This window comes from Crocosphaera sp. (assembly GCF_030064895.1).
Taxonomy (GTDB): domain Bacteria; phylum Cyanobacteriota; class Cyanobacteriia; order Cyanobacteriales; family Microcystaceae; genus Crocosphaera.
In genome coordinates this window covers 36,843-56,895 of the sequence record NZ_JASJEB010000002.1, presented here as the reverse complement: position 1 = coordinate 56,895, position 20,053 = coordinate 36,843, and the positions used below count along the sequence as shown (strand labels likewise).

The 20,053-nt window shown below is 32.4% G+C and carries 20 protein-coding genes and 1 pseudogene; 11 read left to right on the top strand and 10 right to left on the bottom strand.

The window, feature by feature from the left end:
- Nucleotides 1-99: 99 nt before the first annotated feature.
- The gene (locus QNJ66_RS00865) at nt 100-588 is read left to right on the top strand and encodes a hypothetical protein (protein ID WP_300502079.1); all 489 of its coding nucleotides are present in this window, start codon (nt 100-102) and stop codon (nt 586-588) included.
- A gap of 9 nt (nt 589-597) precedes the next feature.
- A complete protein-coding gene (locus QNJ66_RS00860) occupies nt 598-1,365 on the top strand; it encodes a DUF1828 domain-containing protein (RefSeq protein WP_300502076.1) in 768 nt (255 codons plus the stop codon).
- A 6-nt stretch (nt 1,366-1,371) separates the two neighbouring features.
- On the opposite strand, the gene QNJ66_RS00855 is transcribed toward QNJ66_RS00860, so the two are convergent.
- Together QNJ66_RS00855 and QNJ66_RS00850 are read right to left on the bottom strand one after the other, a co-directional pair.
- Nucleotides 1,372-2,097: a 16S rRNA (uracil(1498)-N(3))-methyltransferase gene (locus QNJ66_RS00855; RefSeq protein WP_300502073.1), complete on the bottom strand. Its 726-nt coding sequence runs from the start codon at nt 2,095-2,097 to the stop codon at nt 1,372-1,374.
- An 11-nt stretch (nt 2,098-2,108) separates the two neighbouring features.
- Nucleotides 2,109-2,405: a hypothetical protein gene (locus QNJ66_RS00850; RefSeq protein WP_300502070.1), complete on the bottom strand. Its 297-nt coding sequence runs from the start codon at nt 2,403-2,405 to the stop codon at nt 2,109-2,111.
- A 169-nt stretch (nt 2,406-2,574) separates the two neighbouring features.
- Between QNJ66_RS00850 and QNJ66_RS00845 the strand changes: the two genes are divergently transcribed.
- On the top strand, nt 2,575-3,765 hold the full coding sequence (locus tag QNJ66_RS00845) for an FAD-dependent oxidoreductase (protein WP_300502068.1): 1,191 nt from the start codon (nt 2,575-2,577) through the stop codon (nt 3,763-3,765).
- A 290-nt stretch (nt 3,766-4,055) separates the two neighbouring features.
- Here QNJ66_RS00845 and QNJ66_RS00840 read toward each other — a convergent pair whose 3' ends face one another.
- Nucleotides 4,056-4,904 carry a M28 family peptidase gene (locus tag QNJ66_RS00840; RefSeq protein WP_300502066.1) on the bottom strand — a complete coding sequence of 283 codons (849 nt, stop codon included), beginning with the start codon at nt 4,902-4,904 and terminating at the stop codon, nt 4,056-4,058.
- The gene (locus QNJ66_RS00835; protein ID WP_300502063.1) at nt 4,894-6,291 is read right to left on the bottom strand and encodes an NB-ARC domain-containing protein; all 1,398 of its coding nucleotides are present in this window, start codon (nt 6,289-6,291) and stop codon (nt 4,894-4,896) included. The genes QNJ66_RS00840 and QNJ66_RS00835 overlap by 11 nt, the downstream gene beginning before the upstream one ends.
- 398 nt (nt 6,292-6,689) lie before the next feature.
- Here QNJ66_RS00835 and QNJ66_RS00830 point away from each other — a divergent pair, with 398 nt between their 5' ends.
- On the top strand, nt 6,690-7,187 hold the full coding sequence (locus QNJ66_RS00830) for a hypothetical protein (protein ID WP_300502061.1): 498 nt from the start codon (nt 6,690-6,692) through the stop codon (nt 7,185-7,187).
- 377 nt (nt 7,188-7,564) lie between these two features.
- On the opposite strand, the gene QNJ66_RS00825 is transcribed toward QNJ66_RS00830, so the two are convergent.
- On the bottom strand, nt 7,565-8,674 hold the full coding sequence (locus QNJ66_RS00825) for a Gfo/Idh/MocA family oxidoreductase (RefSeq protein WP_300502058.1): 1,110 nt from the start codon (nt 8,672-8,674) through the stop codon (nt 7,565-7,567).
- A gap of 235 nt (nt 8,675-8,909) precedes the next feature.
- Here QNJ66_RS00825 and QNJ66_RS00820 point away from each other — a divergent pair, with 235 nt between their 5' ends.
- From QNJ66_RS00820 to QNJ66_RS00795, 6 genes and pseudogenes are all read left to right on the top strand, one after another.
- Entirely contained in the window at nt 8,910-10,157 is a 1,248-nt protein-coding gene (locus QNJ66_RS00820) for an MFS transporter (protein WP_300502055.1), read from the top strand.
- 124 nt (nt 10,158-10,281) lie between these two features.
- On the top strand, nt 10,282-10,455 hold the full coding sequence (locus QNJ66_RS00815) for a hypothetical protein (RefSeq protein ID WP_300502052.1): 174 nt from the start codon (nt 10,282-10,284) through the stop codon (nt 10,453-10,455).
- Between the two features lie 16 nt (nt 10,456-10,471).
- Nucleotides 10,472-11,239 (top strand): glucosamine-6-phosphate deaminase, encoded by a 768-nt coding sequence (locus QNJ66_RS00810; protein WP_300502049.1) that lies wholly within the window; start codon nt 10,472-10,474, stop codon nt 11,237-11,239.
- Nucleotides 11,240-11,443: 204 nt separating this feature from the next.
- Nucleotides 11,444-11,839, top strand: coding sequence for a nuclear transport factor 2 family protein (locus tag QNJ66_RS00805; protein WP_300502046.1), 396 nt, complete (start codon nt 11,444-11,446; stop codon nt 11,837-11,839).
- A 92-nt stretch (nt 11,840-11,931) separates the two neighbouring features.
- Nucleotides 11,932-12,330, top strand: coding sequence for a GIY-YIG nuclease family protein (locus QNJ66_RS00800; RefSeq protein ID WP_300502043.1), 399 nt, complete (start codon nt 11,932-11,934; stop codon nt 12,328-12,330).
- A 154-nt stretch (nt 12,331-12,484) separates the two neighbouring features.
- Nucleotides 12,485-12,805: pseudogene (locus QNJ66_RS00795) on the top strand (zinc ribbon domain-containing protein); the annotation flags it as partial.
- Nucleotides 12,806-12,824: 19 nt separating this feature from the next.
- Here QNJ66_RS00795 and QNJ66_RS00790 read toward each other — a convergent pair.
- Entirely contained in the window at nt 12,825-13,565 is a 741-nt protein-coding gene (locus QNJ66_RS00790; RefSeq protein WP_300502041.1) for a DUF561 domain-containing protein, read from the bottom strand.
- A gap of 279 nt (nt 13,566-13,844) precedes the next feature.
- Here QNJ66_RS00790 and QNJ66_RS00785 point away from each other — a divergent pair, with 279 nt between their 5' ends.
- Nucleotides 13,845-15,254, top strand: coding sequence for a radical SAM protein (locus tag QNJ66_RS00785; RefSeq protein ID WP_300502040.1), 1,410 nt, complete (start codon nt 13,845-13,847; stop codon nt 15,252-15,254).
- Between the two features lie 79 nt (nt 15,255-15,333).
- Here the strand turns inward: QNJ66_RS00785 and QNJ66_RS00780 are convergent, their stop codons facing one another.
- The 4 genes from QNJ66_RS00780 to hemW all read right to left on the bottom strand — a co-directional run bounded on the left by QNJ66_RS00780 (nt 15,334) and on the right by hemW (nt 19,915).
- Nucleotides 15,334-17,517: a DNA cytosine methyltransferase gene (locus QNJ66_RS00780; RefSeq protein ID WP_300502039.1), complete on the bottom strand. Its 2,184-nt coding sequence runs from the start codon at nt 17,515-17,517 to the stop codon at nt 15,334-15,336.
- A gap of 82 nt (nt 17,518-17,599) precedes the next feature.
- Nucleotides 17,600-17,950: a phenylpyruvate tautomerase MIF-related protein gene (locus QNJ66_RS00775; RefSeq protein ID WP_300502037.1), complete on the bottom strand. Its 351-nt coding sequence runs from the start codon at nt 17,948-17,950 to the stop codon at nt 17,600-17,602.
- A 69-nt stretch (nt 17,951-18,019) separates the two neighbouring features.
- Nucleotides 18,020-18,502: a flavin reductase family protein gene (locus QNJ66_RS00770; protein WP_366146266.1), complete on the bottom strand. Its 483-nt coding sequence runs from the start codon at nt 18,500-18,502 to the stop codon at nt 18,020-18,022.
- A gap of 174 nt (nt 18,503-18,676) precedes the next feature.
- Nucleotides 18,677-19,915: a radical SAM family heme chaperone HemW gene (gene hemW / locus QNJ66_RS00765; RefSeq protein WP_300502033.1), complete on the bottom strand. Its 1,239-nt coding sequence runs from the start codon at nt 19,913-19,915 to the stop codon at nt 18,677-18,679.
- Nucleotides 19,916-20,053: the final 138 nt, after the last annotated feature.

Below are 20,053 nucleotides of genomic sequence, written 5' to 3'. Positions count from 1 at the left end.
AACGGCCGTTGACCCCTATTTATTCGTTTATTAAGATTGATAAGTAAGTAATGCTCACTTTAATTAAATCTTGTACATTATATTTAAAACAATATACAGGTGGTTAAATATTCAGATAGTGAAATTGATGACTTAATCAATGAACCGAAACAATTATCTTTAGATTGGAGGTTGAAAATTAAATTTAATCCTAATCAAAGAGGATCATCCCAAGAAGGAGGATTTAAAATTATGGGTACAAATAATAACAAATTTAGAGTCATTTTACGTCAAAGTTGCCATAATCATCTAGATTTTGCCATTATCTTTGGAGTTTATCCTCCAAGTTCAACTAAATTATTTAGATTAAAACGTTATGACGGAAAATCTCAACAACATACCAACCCTATAGAACAAGAAACCTTTTATGACTTTCATATTCATACAGCAACAGAAAGATATCAAATCTATGGGAATGGAGAAGAAGATAAATATGCTCAACCCACTGATAGATTTATCAATTTTGATGAAGCATTACAATGTATGTTAACAGATTGTGGGTTTATTGAACCCGATAATCCTCAATTAGAAATCCAGTTTATGAATTAAACAAAAACGATGATTACAGACACAGTTACTCAACAATTTAAACAACAAGTCTGTGACAACATCCGTCTTTTAGAAGAGGGAAAAAATCGCTTTCGTGTATTTACTCCCTTTCGTTTTGATGATGGTGATCATTTAAGTATTGTTTTGAAACAAGAAAATAACCAATGGGTAATTTCTGATGAAGGTCATACATTTATGCACTTAAGTTACTGGATTGATTCTTCAGACTTAAATAGTGGAAGTCGTAAACAATTAATTGATTACGCTTTAAATGAATTTCAAATTCAAGATAGATATGGTGAATTATTAGTTCCTATCCATAAGAGTGATGAATATGGTAATGCTTTTTATAGATTTATTCAAGCTTTACTCAAAATATCTGATGTTAACTATTTATCACGAGAAAGAATAAAATCTACTTTTTATGAAGACTTTAAAAAATTAATTACACAAAATTTTTCGCAAGATCAATACTCTTTTGATTGGTTTGATAAAGAACATGACTCTGACGAATTTTATAAAGTTGATTGTCGTATTAATAACTCCGAACAACAATTTTATATTTATGCAATCTCCAATGATAATCAAGTGAAAGATACAACCATTTCTCTATTTCAATTTGAGAAGTGGAATCATGACTTTCAACCTGTTGCTATTTTTCAAGATGAGAAATTACTTAGTAAAAAAGGAATAAAGAAATTGTCAAAAGTTTGTAATAAAACATTTACAAAATTACTTAACCATGAACAGGAAATTATTCATTATCTAAAAAATTAAACCATTCTAATCTTTTAGATTAGATTTTTCTGCAACAGAAGTAACCAAAGAAAGAGCAACCAAAGGTGCAGTAAAAGCACGAAGAACCCGTGACCCAAGGTTAACAGGAATAAACCCAGAAGTCACGGCCTCATTTATTTCTTCTTCTGTCCAACCTCCCTCACATCCTGTAGCAATAATCAGAGAATTAGTGATTTCGGGAAGCAAATAAGTTAGTAAATGTTTTGCTTTTTTTCGTGCAACACAAATATAACAATTTTCATTAGTTTTTTCTATATTCTTTAAAGCTTCTGAAAAAGAAATAGGTTCCATAATAGTAGGAACTATTTGTCTTTCTGATTGTTCTGTTGCTTCTTTAACAATTTTACGCCAACGTTCTAATTTATTGGAACTAGGTTTTAATAATGTTCGTTTACTAATAATAGGGATAATGGTATTAACTCCTAATTCTGTACAACTACGAATAACCTCATCAAACCCTTTATTTTTGGGTAAAGCTATCATTAAAGTGACAGTAATGGGTAATTCTGTCTGTTCTTCTAATTCTTTAATTATTTGACTGTTCTCACGATTTAGTTTAACTAAATAGGTTTTATTGTGACCGTCAATAACAATAAATTCACTGTCTTCTTTTAAACGTAAAACATTTTTCAAATAATGTTTTTGTTCAGGGGTTAGTTTAATAACTTCCCCCTGTTTTTGTCCTGGTTCAATAACAATACGATAGGTCAATGATTAATAATCTACTTATTTAAAACACGACAAATTAATTTACCCACTCCATCAGATTTAAAAGGAATAATCTCCCCTTGTTGGGTAATACGATGACGTTGACGACAATCATAAATTTCTATGGGTCTTGTTTCTTTCTCAATTTTAACAGCAGCACGATATTCCCAATAATTCTTAGCACTTCGCTTGATTTTAGTAATACAAATTTGCTGACTATTAATTTGACGACAAAACTCAGCTTGAGCCGATGGGGTTATTATAGTCCAATTAATAACTATTAAACCAAATATCATAATAATTTTTAACACTTTTTGCTCCTAAATTAATTAAAATAAAATAAGTAGATGATTATCAATCAATGGAAGGTGAGAAATATTAATAAATAGGTAACAAATCTTATTCAGAAATTATTTTATATATTGCCCAATCTACACCTAAATTGATTAAAATAAAATTAGAGTATTTTTTTAGTTTCTCATGAAATCAAATATAACACAATTCACTCATAATTTAGTTTTAATTGGTGGTGGTCACAGTCATGCTATTGTTCTAAAATTGTGGGGAATGAACCCTATTCCTGGGGTACGTTTAACTCTAATTACGGATAGAACCTATACTGCTTATTCGGGTATGTTACCTGGTCAAGTAGCCGGTTTCTATGATTTTGAGGAAACCCATATTGATCTACACTCTTTATCTCAGTTTGCTGGTGCTAATTTTTATTTAGATACTGTTAAAGATTTAGATTTAAAAAATAAGCAAATTATTTGTGAAAAACATCCTCCTATTGCTTTTGATTATTTATCCCTTGATATCGGTAGTGTTCCAGAAAAAAGTACCATTTTAGGAGCCTCAGATTACGCTATTCCTGCCAAACCTGTTAGTGATTTTTTAACTGCGTGGGAAAAGATAAAAACAACTATTAAAAATTATCCTAAACAATTATATACCCTAACAATTATTGGAGGTGGTGCAGGGGGTGTAGAATTAGCTTGTAATATGAGAGCTTACTTGACTAATATTATGAAAAATTTAGAGGTAAATACAAATAATTTAACGATAAATTTGATTCATAAAAGTAATAGTTTATTAACAGGACATAATCATTGGGTTGGTAAAAGACTTGAATCTATTTTATTAGAAAATGGTACTAACATTTATCTCAATGAAACTGTTTTTGAAATAACTTCTAATTCTTCGGATAATTATGTAATAAGTTGTAATTCTGGACTCAATATAAGCTCAAATTGGGTATTTTTGGTTACTCAAGCTTCTGCACCTGATTGGATAGAAAAAACAGGACTAAGGACAGATAAAACAGGATTTATTTTAGTCAATGATTACTTACAATCTATTTCTCATCCTAATATTTTTGCTGCTGGTGATATTGCTACAATGGAGAACTATTATCGACCGAAAGCAGGGGTTTTTGCTGTGCGTCAAGGTCAACCTTTGTTTAATAATTTACAATCTATCATTTTAGGTAATAAGTTACAATCTTATAGTCCTCAAAGGTTTTATTTAAGTTTAATTGGTACTGGAAATAAAAAAGCGATTGCTTCTTGGGGAAAGTTAGGTTTAGAAGCAGCTTGGTTATGGAAATTAAAAGATTATATTGACCGTAAGTTTATGGATAGTTTTAAAGATTTATCTACGGAGAAAAATTAGGGTTTGGTTTAGTTTATAATGGCTTTATTTTACCTAACGTAATTTTACAAAAAAGTGGTATAGTGGTATGAAAATTAATGATAGACTGATTTTAAATAAACCATTACAGGTGGAAACATTATTAGCAGTAGAAATGCTCGATAAAACGCAGAAAAACTGGATAGATAATGCCATATAATCTATGTTAATTTCTAATAAAAAAGCCTCAGAAATATTCCTGAAATTTGAAGCATCATCTTGTACTGATATATTAGTTTATTTTTAATATTCTAATAGTTTGCAGACAGAGCCTAAAAATTTTGTATTGCTGCTGCTAAACCTTGACAAACTCCTGTCAAAAAATCTAAGTCAATAGTGTCTAAAGTATCACTGGGTTGATGATAGTTTGGGTTACGAAGATTAGAGGTATCTGTAATCATAATTGCTTGATAATTATTATCCCAAAAAGGAGCATGATCGCTACGTCTAGTATCAGGAACAATTTCACCACGAAAAGGAACAGTTAACCATTCACAAGGAGTATTTTTTTTGCGTATAAAACGACTGATTTTTATTAAATCAGGAATAGTGGATAAGTTACCAATGAGTGCAATAAAATCCCCCGTTGATGGATAAAAATATTTTAATCCTGGGGGATATATTTGACTGTTTGGGTTAGGATTACAGTAACCTAACATTTCTAAAGAAATCATCAATCTTATCTTGATATTTTGTTGTTTTAAATAGTTGGCATAAGCATCACTTCCCACTAACCCATATTCTTCTAAATCAAACGCAACTAATTGAATAGGATAGTTACTAGGATAATGATAAAAGAATCTAGCTAATTCTAATAAAACAGCAATACCTGTTGCGTTATCATCTGCACCTGGGGAACCTATTACTGTGTCGAAATGCGCGCCAATTAAAATAGGTGGTTTTACTTTAGTATTTATTTTGGAAGGTAGATTTAAAATTAAATTTTCGTAAGTATTATTATTATTATTAAACTCAAAATTTTCTACTGTACCGTATTTTTTCAATTCTTGTCTAATATATTCTTTGACATAAAAATGTCCTTGAGTGGCTAAAAAAGGATCTCTTTCTCTTACAATTTCTTTTAGGTGAGTTTCTAGGTTTTGTTTGATGTTATTCGTCATTTGTTTGTTTGTTAGAGGTTGATTGTATAGATTTGATATACTGTTTTATTAAAGGAATTACTTGAAACCTAACATGATCATTTTTAGCTTCTGTTTCTAGTAAAAAGCGTCTTTTTAGGGATTGAATTCCATTAATAATTACAGAGGTAGATAGAGAAGTTTTATTTTTTATTTCTGGGATAGACAGAGGGTTTGATTGTTGGGCTAAGTATTCAATTAATCTAGTTTCAGATGGAGATAAAATTTTGAGAGTCTCTTGTATAAGGATTACGATATCGTTATGTAAAAAAGACTCTTCTTCGTTTAAAAATACTAAAACTTTACCCAAAAATAAATATTGAATGAGTTTAGCTGTAATTTCTAAGTATAAAGGATGTCCATTATAAATAGATATGAGTTTATCCCAATGTTCTTCTTGTTGTAAATTGTTTTGATGTAAAATTTGTTTAGTTTTTGTTCCTAAACCTGTAAGTAGTAATGAAAAAGAAGATGAGTTACTTGTTTCTAGTAATTCAATTTGTCTATTGTTTTGAGAACTAAGGAGAATAACACAACTTTGATGATGATTATTTGCTATTGTTTTGAAGAATAAATCATAATCCTTGTATCCATCTTTATAAGTTCCTGCGTAGTTTTCTGAAGCAAAGAGAAATTCTAAATCATCGAGAATAATTAAACATCGATATTGACGTAAATAGGAAGATAATGAAACATTATTAAACTGTTTTTTTGAATTGCCAATAAACTGAAAAATCTTATTGTGTAACTCTGTACAAGTTGGTGAAGAGGACAAAGATTTATAGATGACGTAATTAAAATGATGTTTTATTTTGTTAATTAATTGAACAGTTAATGCAGTTTTTCCTATTCCATTGATTCCTAAGATAGAAATCAAGCGATAATTTTCTGTAATAATTTTTTGTTCTAAAAAATTAAGTTCTTTTTCCCGTCCATAAAAGTTTTCATATACAGGTACATCACTTAAGTCCTCATAATAACTAGCGTTAGAAGCTTGATGATTATTGTTCAGATGAGCATCATTATTATGAGTTCCATAATCTTGCCATATATTACTATTATGAATCTGAAAACTTTGAATGATATTGCTTTTACTTAAAGAATTATGAAAGCGTTCTATTGTTGCTCTAATATTTGATTTATTAACTTTTTCTCCTAAAGCTTTTGAAAGAGACTTCCAGAGTTTACCCCCAGTTTCTTTAATATATTTCTCAGTATGATGAGTTTCATTAGCAATATCTAAATAGGTTTTTCCTTCTAAGGTTCGTAACAAAATCTTTTTTTGTAAATCATTAAAATGTTTGCCTGTGTGTGAAGCAAATAAGTCATCGGCGATCGCTAAAATTTCTTGTCTTCCTAATACATCCATAGCTATAGTGATCTTTCTTGATGCTGATATCTCTATCTTATTGTAGTCTACAACTGATAGTGGCTTTTGATGTCTTTTTTAATTGCTTTTGGGGTACATAAGATTGATTTATGGTAGTTAGGATGAACGAGTAAGATAATTTCGATGTTAGGAGAATCAAATGGGAGAATTTGTGAAAGGTCAAGTGAAAAATGTCTTAGACAGTGCTGTTAAACGAACAACTGAAAAAGTAGTAGACAAAGTTAGTGACAAGCTCACTAACAAGTCTGACAAAGATAAAGATAAATAGTAATGAATATCCCTAGACGGGATATTCTTATCAAGATTTAATCATAGGAATAACTTTGATACTTCCTATGATTAAACTTTTTTAGCTTACCCAAAATAAGGAGAAAATAATGGGACAAGAAGTTATTTTGAGTGGTGATCAATTATCTCTAGTACCACCAGGTTTATTTTTAATCAACCGATTAGATACTGATGATGTTGATCATGCGGTTGTTTTTGATTCTGGTAATGTGTTAGAGATTAAGATTGAAGAAATTGGTAATAAATCTGTGATTTATCACTTACCTAAGAATAAAACATTACACTCACCAACTCTTGAGGAATATTTAAAAAAACGAAGAGAACAAGGTGATTGTAATCCCCAGTTTTCTTTTCAGGGGAAATGTGTGGATCAAGTGGGTATACAAGCTGCAAAAAGTCGGTTAATTAAGATTCATCAACGGAAAGAAGAGTACAATTGGCTATTTAATAACTGTGAACACTTCGCTTATGAAGTCATGACAGGAAAGAAAAAATCTCCTCAACTTCGTTCCGGTATGGCGGTTGCAGGATTGTTGGCTATTGTTAGTGCATCATCCCTCTTGAGTAGTGGAAATCGTAGAGCATAATCAATAAATACCTCGAAAACTGTAGAGACGTTTCATGAAACGTCTCTTAATACAAAAGTTCACCACCAGACCATAATATACAGTCCCAGAAGTAGTTAATCAAAACAGTCTCAATGGTTCCTTTTTCAGCGATCGCTTACTGTTGCGCAATAGAACAAAAGTCAACTACCAGACCATAAAATATAGTCCCAGAAGTAGTTAATTAAAACAGTCTCAATAGTTTCTTTTTTTCAGCGATCGCTTACTGTTGCGCAATAGAACATATTTTCAAGACCAGACCATAATATACAGTCCCAGAAGTAGTTAACTGAAAAGGTGATAACCTCCTAATCAAAATTAGGAGGTTATGGAGATTATTCGTTCCTCACCAATGACAACTAAAGAAACGAATTCAAACCAGGAACATCAACCCAAGATCCTGTTTCATTTGATTGATGTGTTAAATCCATTAGTAACTGAGAATAAACCCCTTCGTATAAAGATGGGGCCAAAGATTGTTTTTGATCGATGCTTTCTACCCAGCGATCGACAATGCGAATAAATGGGGCCAAACGTCCATCAGTAAACACTTGAGGAAAAGTTAACCTTTTCGGTATTTCAACCTCTGTTAAAGGTTTTCCTGCGAGGCCAGCTTGTAAATGGAACCCATGCACATAATCTTTTAAATTATCGCTACCTAAAACTAATGTACCCCGATCGCCGTACACTTCCAACCAATGACCTCGACCATTATAAGTGACAGAACTAATGGTTAATTGCACCGGTGTACCGTCCGTTAACTCCAACATGATTAAACAAGTATCATCTGCGTCAACCGGCTTTAATTTGCCATTTTCCAGGGGATCTGGCCGTTGTTTGATAGCGCATACCAACCTAGCACATAACCGTTTCACCGGACCAAATAACCAATGGATATAATCAAAAGCATGGGAACCCACCGCACCCAAAACACCACCCCCTTTATCCTTTCTAGCGTACCAGTTCCAACCTCTTTCTGGGTTTGCGCGACTGGCCACTAACCAATCAATTTTTATCAGTCTCGGTTCTCCTATGTACCCTTCTTCTAATTTTTCCGCTAAAAGTTGCCAAGCAGGAACATAACGAAACTCAAAGTCTGCTGTAGCTACTAGATTATTTTTTGCTGCTAAATGATACAACTCCTTCGTTTCTTGCGCAGACATGGCCATGGGTTTCTCTAAAAGAAGGTGTTTCCCGGCGTTTAATATTTGTTTCCCCATCTCGTAGTGTAAAAAAGGGGGAGTCGATAAACTCACCGCGTCAAGATCGGACATAGCTAAGAGTTTGTCCAAGTTGTGGAAAGCATAGGAAATATTGTTCTTATCGGCGATCGCTTTTGCCTTACCTAAATCTCTATTGTAAACCGCAACCAACTCAGTGCGAGGGTGATGTTGTAACCCAGGAATATGAATAGCTTGACCAAAACCGGTTCCAACGACGGCAACACGAATAGGAGAATTAGAACTCATGATCTGTAAATAGGATGTTGATTCCCACTAATTATAAAATGGCAATTGACCATCCCCTCTATTTATAGCAATTTTCATTTGCATAGATTAAACATTAAAATTGCTTGACTCCCCACACTCCCCACACCCCTCCAACCGAAATATTGATACATCCAATTGAAAAGTGCTATGAGTGGTCATAAAAGCCAAAAAATCTTAAACTTATATTAAGTTATGTAAACATTGGATAGTATTTGTGAGTATTTTAACAGCTTATAACAGTCTCCAACCCCAACAAAGACGCAGTTTAGGGTCTTTATTGGTCATAGGTTTATTATTTTGGATTAGTATTACCACCTTATTGCCTACCTTACCTACCTATATTAAAGAACTTGGAGGAACCCGTTCACAAATTGGTTTAGTGATGGGAAGTTTTGCCATTGGTTTGCTTTGTTCTCGTACTTCTTTGGGCTATTTAGCTGATAAAAAAAGTCGTAAATTAGTGCTTGGTATTGGCATCATTGTAGCAGGACTTGCTCCCCTTGGTTATTTATTAATTAACTCTGTTTTTCCTTTAATTGGAGTTCGTGCTATTCATGGGGTAAGTATTGCTGCTTTTACCACAGCTTATAGTGCTTTAGTGGTTGATTTATCCCCCATCAAACAACGAGGGGAGTTAATTGGTTATATGAGTTTAGTTAATCCTATTGGTATGAGTATCGGGCCGGCATTAGGTGGTTCTTTACAACAATTTTTAGGCTATCAAGCCTTATTTATGAATTCAGCACTTTTCGGATTTTTAGGATTATTTTTCTTATTTTCGATTCCAGATAAATCCTGTAATAATGAACAAAAAAATGTTGTTAATAAAAGAAAAATTCGCAATTTTAAGCAGATGTTATCTAGTCGTTCTTTAATAATTCCTGCCTTAATATTGTTGATGATTGGCTTATTATTTGGCAGTTTAATCACATTTTTACCTTTATTTCTCGAGGAAACAGAATTAGGATTTAGTGCCGGTTGGTTTTACACAACAGCAGCGATCGCTAGTTTTTCTTCTCGCATTTTTTCGGGTCCAGTTTCTGATCGTTATGGTCGTGGTCCATTCATAACTGTTAGTCTTCTTTGTTATTTCGTATCGATGATATTGTTAACCCAAGCAACAAGTGGCAGACAAATATTAGTAGCAGCTATTTTTGAGGGTATCGGTGCAGGGACACTAATTCCCATGATTATCGCTTTAATTTCTGATCGATCTTCTTCCTACGAAAGAGGACGAGTTTACTCAGTTTGTTTAGGTGGTTTTGATCTAGGAATGGCTTGCGCTGGCCCATTAGTAGGAAGCTTAGGAAATCATTTAAGTTATCAAGTTATTTTTACCATGACTGGTAGTCTTGCTTTAGTTGCTTTTTTCTTATTCATTAGTCAATCTAACTATAACTTCCAGACTTCTTTGAGTTTTGCTTTAGGTAAGGAAAAAGATTTATATGCTTTTGATGATTAAATAATTAATAATTCGTTCAGTTATTGCCAATGACTCTAAGTGTTAAGTGATATTAATTAACTGAACATAAAAGACTTAAATGGAGTAGACTTATGGAGGTAAACTGATTTGACAAATTGAGGCAATGGGACGTAAAGCTAAATTGAAAAAAGAACGAAAATCTAACCCTAAGAAAGTTGACAGTTCTGGGGTTAATTCTGATGAATTTGTCAAACATTTAGAAAGACAAGGTTATTCTCTCAAAAAGCCGAAAATAGCTCCAGAAATGCCCGAAAAAAAGATTGAACCTCAAGTATAATAGCGATGAATTAATTATGACATCTAATCAGATTTTCACCGTTGATTCTTTAGTGACTGAGATTTATGAAAGCGAGGAAAAACTAGCGATCGCTGCTGCTAAAATCGTAGAAATTTATATACAAGAAGTCCTAAAAAATCAAGAAGAAGCAACAATTCTCTTAGCAACAGGAAACTCTCAATTAAAATTTCTTGATCTTATTATTGCTGCTCAAAAAATTGATTGGTCAAGGATTAATTTATTGCATTTAGACGAATACTTAGGAATTGAAAGTAAGAATCCAGCTAGTTTCCGTTTTTATCTCCACGAAAAGGTAGAAAAAAACATTAATTCTAAATCATTTAATTACTTAATAGGTGATACCTTAGAACCAATAGAAGAATGCGATCGTTATACAAAATTACTCGACAAATACCCTGTTGATCTGTGTTTTTTAGGCATTGGAGTCAATGGACATTTAGCATTTAATGAACCACAAGTTGCCAACTTTAATGATCCTCATAAAGTAAAAATTGTTAAATTAGATCCACAAACTCGTTCTGCACAAGTTAATCAGGGACATTTTTACATTCTTGAGAAAGTACCAAAATATGCTTTTACGGTCACTATTCCTACTATTATGTCAGCAAAAAAAATACTCTGTTTAGCATTAGGAGAAAAAAAAGCAAAGATTATCAGACAGACTCTAAAAGGTAAAATTTCTCCCCTTTGTCCCGCTTCCATTTTAAGACGACATTCCCAGGCAACTTTATTACTAGATAAAAAATCCGCAGCTTTACTTTAGTAAATCATAAAAAAGTTAAGCTATTAGGGATTTAAAACACTGCGCAGTAACTTACGGAGAGAGAGTTGGATGGTTTGTTTACTAATTTGTAAATACGTCGTTTAAATGCGTGTTACTTATTAGTTTTTGTTAAGAAAGTAATGGTTAATTAAGACAGGAATGATAAACTATTATTATTCAAAGTAACCACCGAATAGTAATAATATGACCACTGATGATAAATCTCAATTAATTACCATTAATGACGCTTTTTATCGTTCGTTTGAGAAACGAGATATCAAAACAATGAGTCAAATATGGTGGCAAGGTTCAAGTTGTACTTGTGTTCATCCTGGAGGCAATTTTCTTAAAGGATGGGGTGTTATTCGTTCCTCTTGGGAAACTATTTTTAAAAACACCGATTATTTAGAAATTGACACAGAAATTATTAACCTTGATATAGGTCAAGAAATTGCTTATATTGTCCTCATTGAAAAAGTGACACAAGTTAATAAAGGAAAAAGATTAGAAGCAGAATCAATGGCAACAAATAGTTTTAGAAAAATGGCACAAAAATGGTATTTAGTTCATCATCATGGTAGTCCTATTATAACAAGATAAATTCTGATATATGGAATAATGATCATCATGCTTTTGTCACTATTTGGGAATTATATAAAGTCATAAACTAAAAACATAATTCATTAATTTTTATGGGAAAATCATTACAATTACCATCTCAACCAGGAACTTATTGTTTAGTTTTCTCCTGTTCAACGTCATCAACAGTAAGCATAGGAAAACTAGGAACTTATCAAATAAACCCTGGTTATTATTGTTACATTGGTAGTGCCTTTGGACGAGGAGGACTCAAATCAAGAATTAACAGACATCTACAGATTAATAAACGAAAACATTGGCATCTTGATTATCTTAAACCCCATTTAACACCTGTTCAAATTTGCTACTCAACTGATACTATTAAACTAGAATGTCAATGGGCTAAATTACTACTTAAAGATAAACACTCAAGCATTCCTATTAATAAGTTTGGCTCATCAGATTGTGATTGCACTGCCCATTTATTTTATAGCAGTCGCCAAAGCTATTAGGACATTTTTCTGTTCCCTGTTCCCTGTTCCCTGTTCCCTTAAAATATAATTTATGTGTCCTAACTAGCCTGTCTATTGCTATATTATCAAGTTCAACCTGAATTAAAGACTTTTCTTGCTCAATCTGTCATTTCATTTATCATTTAACATTTATCGAGGTAAGTATTTCCGATTAGTTGACCATCGTGGTACTAGCCAAACTTGTCCTAACTGTCGAGCAGAAATCAGAAAAACTCTGTCTGATAGGATTCATGATTGTCCTGAATGCCACTATCGCTCTGACCGTGACGTGGCATCAGCCCAAGAAATCTGTAATCGAGGAATAGAAACTACTACTCTGGGACTCAGAGGAAAGGAAACCGTCTGTCAAGTCGAGGTATCGGGGGTTATGAACCTAGATAACTGGCGTAGGGGCATACCCCTGTGGGCAGAAATATCCCGTCGTGAGTCGGGAAGCCCACGCTATACTGCTTAGCAGTTAGCGTGGGAGGATGTCACAGATTAACCTTAACAGAACTTTGTAGAGACTCTACCAATGAACGAACAGCAGCCACCATAGCCACCTCATCATTGAGTTTGTTAATCGCTGAACCAACACCAACCCCTGAAGCACCGGCAGTAATAGCCATTGGTGCAGTGACAGTGGATAGTCCCGAAGCACAGATGACGGGAACAGAAACAGCCCGAGAAATGCTATGGGCAGCTGCTAAAGTAGGAGCTGCTTTTTCAATTAATCCCAAAGTTCCAGAGTGGTTAGGATTACTGCCAGTTCCTCCTTCCGTTTGAATCAGGTTTGCCCCTGCCTCCACTAACTTCTCTGCTAATGCTACCTGTTCATCCAAGGGTAGGATGTGGGGAACTGTGACACAAAGAGTAGTATTAGGGAGTAAAGCACGGGTTTTTTCGGTTAATTGCAGGACTTCTGGGGCTTCAAAACGTCTTCCTTGGGCATAAAAAGCGTCAAAATTACCGATTTCGACTAAATCTGCTCCAGCTTCCACCGCATCGGCTAATAATTGAGCCTCAACCGCAGATACACAAATGGGTAAATTCGTCAAGGAACGAACCTGACGGACTAAACTAGGAGAGGCCGCAATGTCGACAAAAGTTGCTCCTCCTGCTTGGGCCGCTTTTGCGATCGCTGAAACGTTACCAGCATCAAAATTAGTCAAACCACTAATAATTTTCAAGGCCCGACGTTCTTGGAGTGCGTTGTCTAATTCAGGGTGCATCATTATTATCTATTTCAATAGTTTCTTACAACAATGATCAGCCCATACAATTCAAGTTCTATGGACTTTTCATCACTTCATCCTAGTTTAGCTCAATTTTGAGCAGAATTCCCTTATCTTCTGAGTATCAGAAAAATACAAGCAAATCAAGAAAATTATTATTAAAATTAGTAAATATTTGTCATAATAAAATAAATTATTCAAAGATAGTTAACGGTCAGAGATTTATATTTTTCCTATCTCCTAATATGAAGTTAGCTGATTATTAGGAGTTAAAAAATTATGAAAGTAAAAATGATTTTACCCGCTTTAACCGAGGCATTAAGCCCTTTTTGGCGACCGATTAAATATCATTTATTTCCCCCTCTTGGTTTAGCATCTATTGCAGGTTTTTTTGATGAGTCAGATGACATTTATTTACAAGACGAACACGTTGAACCTTTAAACTTAAATGATCAACCTGATTTAGTAATTATACAAGTCTATATAACCTCGGCTTATCGTGCTTATAAATTAGCTGATTATTACCGTCAAAAAGGTTCTTATGTTGTCTTAGGAGGGTTGCACATTACTGCTTTACCAGATGAAGCAGCTAATCATGCTGATACTATTTTTATGGGGCCAGGGGAAGATACTTGGCCGTTATTTTTGCAAGATTTTAGAACAGGAAATCCTCAAAAAGTTTATCAATCTAAACAGCGTTCTTTAGTCGATATTCCTCGGGTTCGTCGAGATTTAATTAAACGACATTTATATTTAGTACCTAACTCTATTGTTGTTTCTCGTGGTTGTCCTCATCATTGTGATTTTTGTTATAAAGATGCTTTTTATCGTTCTGGAAAGTCATTTTATACCCAAAAAGTTGACGATGCTTTAACAGAAATTGACCGATTACCTGGAAAACATTTATATTTTTTAGACGATCATTTATTCGGGAATGAAGCTTTCGCCTCAGCTTTATTTGAAGGAATGAAAGGAATGGGAAGAGTTTGGCAAGCTGCTGCTACAGTAGAATCAATTTTAAAACCAGGATTATTAGAAAAAGCGGTAGAATCTGGTTTAAGAAGTTTATTTGTTGGCTTTGAAACATTGGATTTTAATAATCTCAAAGAACAACATAAATATCATAATTTAAACCGAGATTATTCTTTAGCTATTAAACGACTTCATGACCATAATGTGATGGTTAATTCTAGTTTTGTTTTTGGCATGGATAACGATGATAAAACTGTCTTTCAACGTACAGTAGATTGGGCAATTTCTCAAGGATTAGAAACAGCAACTTTTCATATTTTAACCCCCTATCCAGGCACTCCACTTTATAATAGAATGGTGTCAGAAAATCGCATTATTACTGATAATTGGGACTTATATGATACCCGTCATGTTGTCTATAAACCAGCAAAAATAAGTGCTGAAGCGTTAGAATCAGGTTATTGGCAAGCTTATCAAGATTTTTATAGTTGGCGGTCTATTGTTCAAGGGGCCTGGGTTAAATCTGACTGGAATAGTCGTTTACGTCATTTATTTTATGCCGGTGCATGGAAAAAATGTGAACCGATATGGGATGTTTTAATTCGTTTGAAACAAGTTAATCATTTAATCCCTATTTTAGAACAAGTTCTGATGGGTTTTACTTCTGATCAAAGTTTATCGGAAAATGAAATAATACCAAAGTTTGATCAAGTATAGTATTTATTAATTTTGTTGGGTTTTGTTCTTTAACCCAACTTAAAATATCGGCTATTAAATATTACTCATTCAGAATTTATTATTCTAATTGAGATAGGATTTCATTCCATTTTATTTTATGAATTGCTTGTAATTCTTGATCAGATTCTACTAAGTTTGAATAGCTTTCAATAAATTTTTCAACAGAAGTTAGTAATCTAAGATAGTATTTTAAAGTAGGAATGATCCCATTAATAATAATTTGGCAGCCGTGAGTATCTCTTATATTTTTAATTTCTTCTTCAATTAGTTTTGATTGTTCTGCTTGAATATTAGCAGATGAAAAGATACAGTAACGACGAGGATTGAATTTTATAATTTTATCTTTAGCAATAAGAATTATTTGTAAATCGATAGGTTTACCATGTTTAATTTCAATCGCTTCTATTAAGTTTTTCTTGCTTCCTATAATTTCAATATCTCCTGCTGTTTTTGATGTTCTATCCGATGCAGTATGACTTCCTAATGGATTAAGTGTACATGATTTATATCTTTCAACTTCTTGGATTAAATGTTGATAGATTGCATAAAAAGCTAACACTGGTAACTTAGACGCACCATGAATTTTATAGTTAAAATGGAAATGATAGTCTAAACAGTTAACAACAGTAATAATATCAAATTTCTCAGGATTGTTTAATTTAATAATTTTAATTTTATTGGCTTCAGTTATTTTTCTAACCTCCGAAAGCAATATTCTAATAACAACTTCTGTATTATCGGGATAAGTTTCTACAAAATCAATTAACTTTAAGAAAGCTTCTTTAACTTTTTTATTACTAATATTACCATTATAATCTAGAGTATAAGGATAAGGTTGTTCAAGAGAACGAGTTAACCATCCACTTTCCGCCATTGCAGGAAGTCCTAATTCTTTCAAGGTTGGTGTAATGTATTGAGTGTCAATTGTTCTTCCTGAAAAACCACCAGGTAAATTTTTTTGATGATATCTAATATCTTGATTTGGCTCAATAATTTTATGAATTAATAAAGTTATTAAAACTGTGTAAACACCTTTTTGTTTTTTACAATTTTTAGCAATAATGTTAATAAAATTTATATAATTTGAAGAAATTAGTGTTTCAATATCACTAATATTTTGAGATAAGTCATATAGTTCTAATAATTTCTCTCTATGATTCATAATAGTCATGCCTGTTATTTCCAATTGTAATCTTAGTTTTTTTGGGTTAAGTTTGTAAATATTTTGTTTATATTCAATATCGTGGTCTTGTTGTTTAAAAATTTGCTCTTTTAATTGAATTGCTACCTCTTTAAACAAAGGAATACAAATAGAATTACCAATTTGTTTATAAGCTTCTGTAACAGTATGATGAATAATAAAATTATCAGGAAAACCCATAATTCTATAACATTCTTTTAAAGTCAATTTACGTACTGCATTTTCTTCAGGAATATAAATAAAGAAACGTCCTGATGTTTCTTGAGATGGGATAGTAGGATGAACCCCGTCTATTGAGTAAATTCTATTAGGTTGACGATGAACTCTAGAAAGATGTTCTGTATTAGGTCTTATACCTTTTTTCCATATATTTTTATTACGATAACCAATAAAAATTAAACCTGATAGTTGTCTTTTAGGTTCTTGAATTAATGTATATTCTTTCTGTTCTAAATATTCAAAATTTCCTTGTTTATCTAAAAAATTCCTAATACTAGGAACATTTTTTTGAGTATGAATAAGTCCAAAATTAAATTTTCTATTAATTGTTCCAATAATAATAATTCTTTCTCTATTTTGAGGAACACCAAAATCTTTAGAATTTAAAAGTTTATAATCAACTAAATAGCCTAAATCTTCTAAAGCATAAATGATTGTTTCTAAGGTCTTGCCTTGTTGATGATGAATTAAATGTTTAACATTCTCAAGAACAATGACTTTCGGTTTCTTAACTTCTATAATTTCACATATATGAAAAAATAAAGTTCCTCTTGTATCCTTAAATCCTTGTCTTTTGCCACAAATACTAAAAGGTTGACAAGGAAAACCAGCCGTTAAAACATCAAAATTAGGAAGATTATCAGCAACTATTCTCGTAATATCATGTTCTGGTAATTCACCAAAATTCTTATCATAAACTTGACGACAATGTTCATTAATTTCACAAGAATAAACACATTGATAACCTACTTTTTCAAAAGCTAATCTAAAGCCACCAATACCAGCAAATAAATCAATAAATTTTAATGTTTGTTTGTTCACTTATTTATTCACTATCTCCCTAGTCTTGTAGGTTGGGTTAAAACAATTCAACCCAACACTAAACTTATAGAGGAAAAACTAACTAAAATGTTCTCCCATTCCATCCCCACATACTACCTTTAGCATCAGCAAATTCGATGTAAATGCGATTTTTAGCAACACCTAATTTATCTTCAATAACTTGACAAAAATCTTTACTCATGCTTTCAGTTTGTGAGGGACTCATGCTACCAATGCTTTTAATTTCTAGGTAACAAACGGGGTCAAAAGTTCCTGCAAAAGTCATCTTAACATCTGCATCAAAGGAAGTCATAACATAAGATTCAGGTTTACCTAAATGTCCTGCTAATTTACCAGATAAAGTTGTGAGCAAAGATTCAATAACCGTTGATTCTGGTGGAGAAACCGATGTTTTTACTTGAATTAAGGGCATGATTTAGTTCTACTTTGAGTGATTAATAAAGTCTATTTTTGCAATTGTAAAATCTCAGTTTGTAGAGACTTATCCCCCATATTGCCACCCAGTACTTTCTAGGTTTAAAGCTTTACCTTCTCGGTGAATTCCTGCACCAATAACTTCACCAACATAAACGGTATGATCTCCTTTTTCCACTGCTCCCACAACTTGACATTCTACATATCCTAAAGAGTCTTTGATGATGGGACATCCTGTTTCTTCCCCTTCATAAAATTCCACATCTTCAAATTTATTCCCCACACGACTTTGAGGTTTAAAAAATTTAGCAGCTAAATCTTTTTGTCCATCTTCTAAGAAACTTAGAGAGAAAACACCGCTTTTTTTGAGCATTTCGTGGGAACCAGAATCTTTTTTAACACAGTTAATAACTAAAGGGGGTTTAAAAGAACCTTGCATTACCCAACTAGCAGTAAAACCATTAAGGTTATCTCCATCTTTTACTCCACAAATATAAAGTCCGTGGGGAATTTTTAGCAGCATTGTTTTTTTTGCTTTTTCGTCTAACAAAGTAATGTTCCTCCTGAGTTTATTAGGATTATTTATGGTTATACCTTTGACTTTCAGATAATAAGTCCATAAGGCTTTCTCTTATAATATCAAAAAATGAATGCAATTTGCTCGATGCTCATAAATTAAGCTAACAAGCATTTAAAAAACATATTCTCAAATTTATTAAAAAAATCAAATTGTTGATTCTAACTGAGCAAATAAATCTGCTAAAATAGTATTCGATAATAGAAAGCCATCGGGATCACTGAACATAACTCTGTTGATATTTTGCCAATTATTATCAGTAATATTGGTAATAAAATTATCATTTATATCTTTAAAATAAACTATTTTTTTTTGATGATACGGTAATAGTATTTTGTAAATCAATTCAACTATTTCTTTGCCAAAGAATGTAGAGATTTGTAATAAATCAACACCTTTTTTCAACCGCAATCCTAACATTAGTGTTTCCAATAGAATATCAATCTTTTCTAAATAATCACAAGATAAAGAATAATCTGAGTTTTTAAAGTTTTCTATCCATTGATAGTAATCTTTACGAGTTCTTGGTCTAGTAAATCTTTGGTTATTGGTATAACTTGCTGCCCCCATTCCCAAACCATAATAAGGCTTATTTTCCCAGTAAACAAGATTATGATGACATTGATAACCTTCTTTAGCATAATTAGAAATTTCGTAATGTTCATACCCTGCTTCCCTTAATATTTTTTGTGCAATCTTATACATAATCATAGTATTATTATCATCCGGTAAAGGAAATTTTCCTGGTTTATATTGTTTCCCAAAAGCAGTTACAGGTTCTAGGACTAAATCATAACAAGAAATATGATTAGGCTCTATTTTAATGGCTGTTTCTAAAGAAGATTGCCAATCTTCTAAACTTTGGTAAGGTAGACCAGAAATTAAGTCCAGGCTAAAATTTTTAATATTATTTTGATGAATAAAATTAATAGACTGTTCAATATCTTGGTAACGATGAAAACGGCCAGACTTTTCCAGTAACTTGTCATTAAAAGATTGAATACCTAAACTAAAACGATTAACCCCTAAACTTTTGTAGTCAGATAACTGTTGTAAACTAAACGTTCCAGGATCCATTTCTAGAGATATTTCTGCATCAGCACAAATGCCAAAATGTTGCTCTAATGTTGCTAAAATTTTATCCAAATAACGGGGAGGCAATAGAGAAGGAGTACCCCCTCCAAAAAAAACAGTTTTTAACGGGAAATTATAACTAGGAGTAATCTTAATTTCTTCACATAAAAATTCAACATATTCTGCCACTGAACCCGATGTATTGCTATTAGTTTTATCTCCTAAAACAGAGATAGGAAAATCACAATAATAACAACGACGACGACAAAAGGGAATATGAAGATAAGCTGAGACAGGAATGATAAAGTCCATAGATTCTTAAAAGTTCTTAAAAGTTGTCAAATTTTTAGCAAGATGGTTAGCAAGGTATTAAGAATCAATAATAATTAGTTATATAAGAAGGATATAATAGATAAAATCATCTCAATCAAGTAGAAAAATATCATCATT

Bases quoted from the DNA above. Each gene is read 5' to 3' on its own strand.
- QNJ66_RS00845 (WP_300502068.1), top strand. From the start codon at position 2,575: ATGAAATCAAATATAACACAATTCACTCATAATTTAGTTTTAATTGGT.
- QNJ66_RS00860 (WP_300502076.1), top strand. From the start codon at position 598: ATGATTACAGACACAGTTACTCAACAATTTAAACAACAAGTCTGTGAC.
- QNJ66_RS00785 (WP_300502040.1), top strand. From the start codon at position 13,845: ATGAAAGTAAAAATGATTTTACCCGCTTTAACCGAGGCATTAAGCCCT.
- QNJ66_RS00825 (WP_300502058.1), bottom strand. From the start codon at position 8,674: ATGAGTTCTAATTCTCCTATTCGTGTTGCCGTCGTTGGAACCGGTTTT.
- QNJ66_RS00800 (WP_300502043.1), top strand. From the start codon at position 11,932: ATGGGAAAATCATTACAATTACCATCTCAACCAGGAACTTATTGTTTA.
- QNJ66_RS00840 (WP_300502066.1), bottom strand. From the start codon at position 4,904: ATGACGAATAACATCAAACAAAACCTAGAAACTCACCTAAAAGAAATT.
- QNJ66_RS00835 (WP_300502063.1), bottom strand. From the start codon at position 6,291: ATGGATGTATTAGGAAGACAAGAAATTTTAGCGATCGCCGATGACTTA.
- QNJ66_RS00805 (WP_300502046.1), top strand. From the start codon at position 11,444: ATGACCACTGATGATAAATCTCAATTAATTACCATTAATGACGCTTTT.
- hemW (WP_300502033.1), bottom strand. From the start codon at position 19,915: ATGGACTTTATCATTCCTGTCTCAGCTTATCTTCATATTCCCTTTTGT.
- QNJ66_RS00775 (WP_300502037.1), bottom strand. From the start codon at position 17,950: ATGCCCTTAATTCAAGTAAAAACATCGGTTTCTCCACCAGAATCAACG.
- QNJ66_RS00815 (WP_300502052.1), top strand. From the start codon at position 10,282: ATGGGACGTAAAGCTAAATTGAAAAAAGAACGAAAATCTAACCCTAAG.
- QNJ66_RS00830 (WP_300502061.1), top strand. From the start codon at position 6,690: ATGGGACAAGAAGTTATTTTGAGTGGTGATCAATTATCTCTAGTACCA.
- QNJ66_RS00790 (WP_300502041.1), bottom strand. From the start codon at position 13,565: ATGATGCACCCTGAATTAGACAACGCACTCCAAGAACGTCGGGCCTTG.
- QNJ66_RS00810 (WP_300502049.1), top strand. From the start codon at position 10,472: ATGACATCTAATCAGATTTTCACCGTTGATTCTTTAGTGACTGAGATT.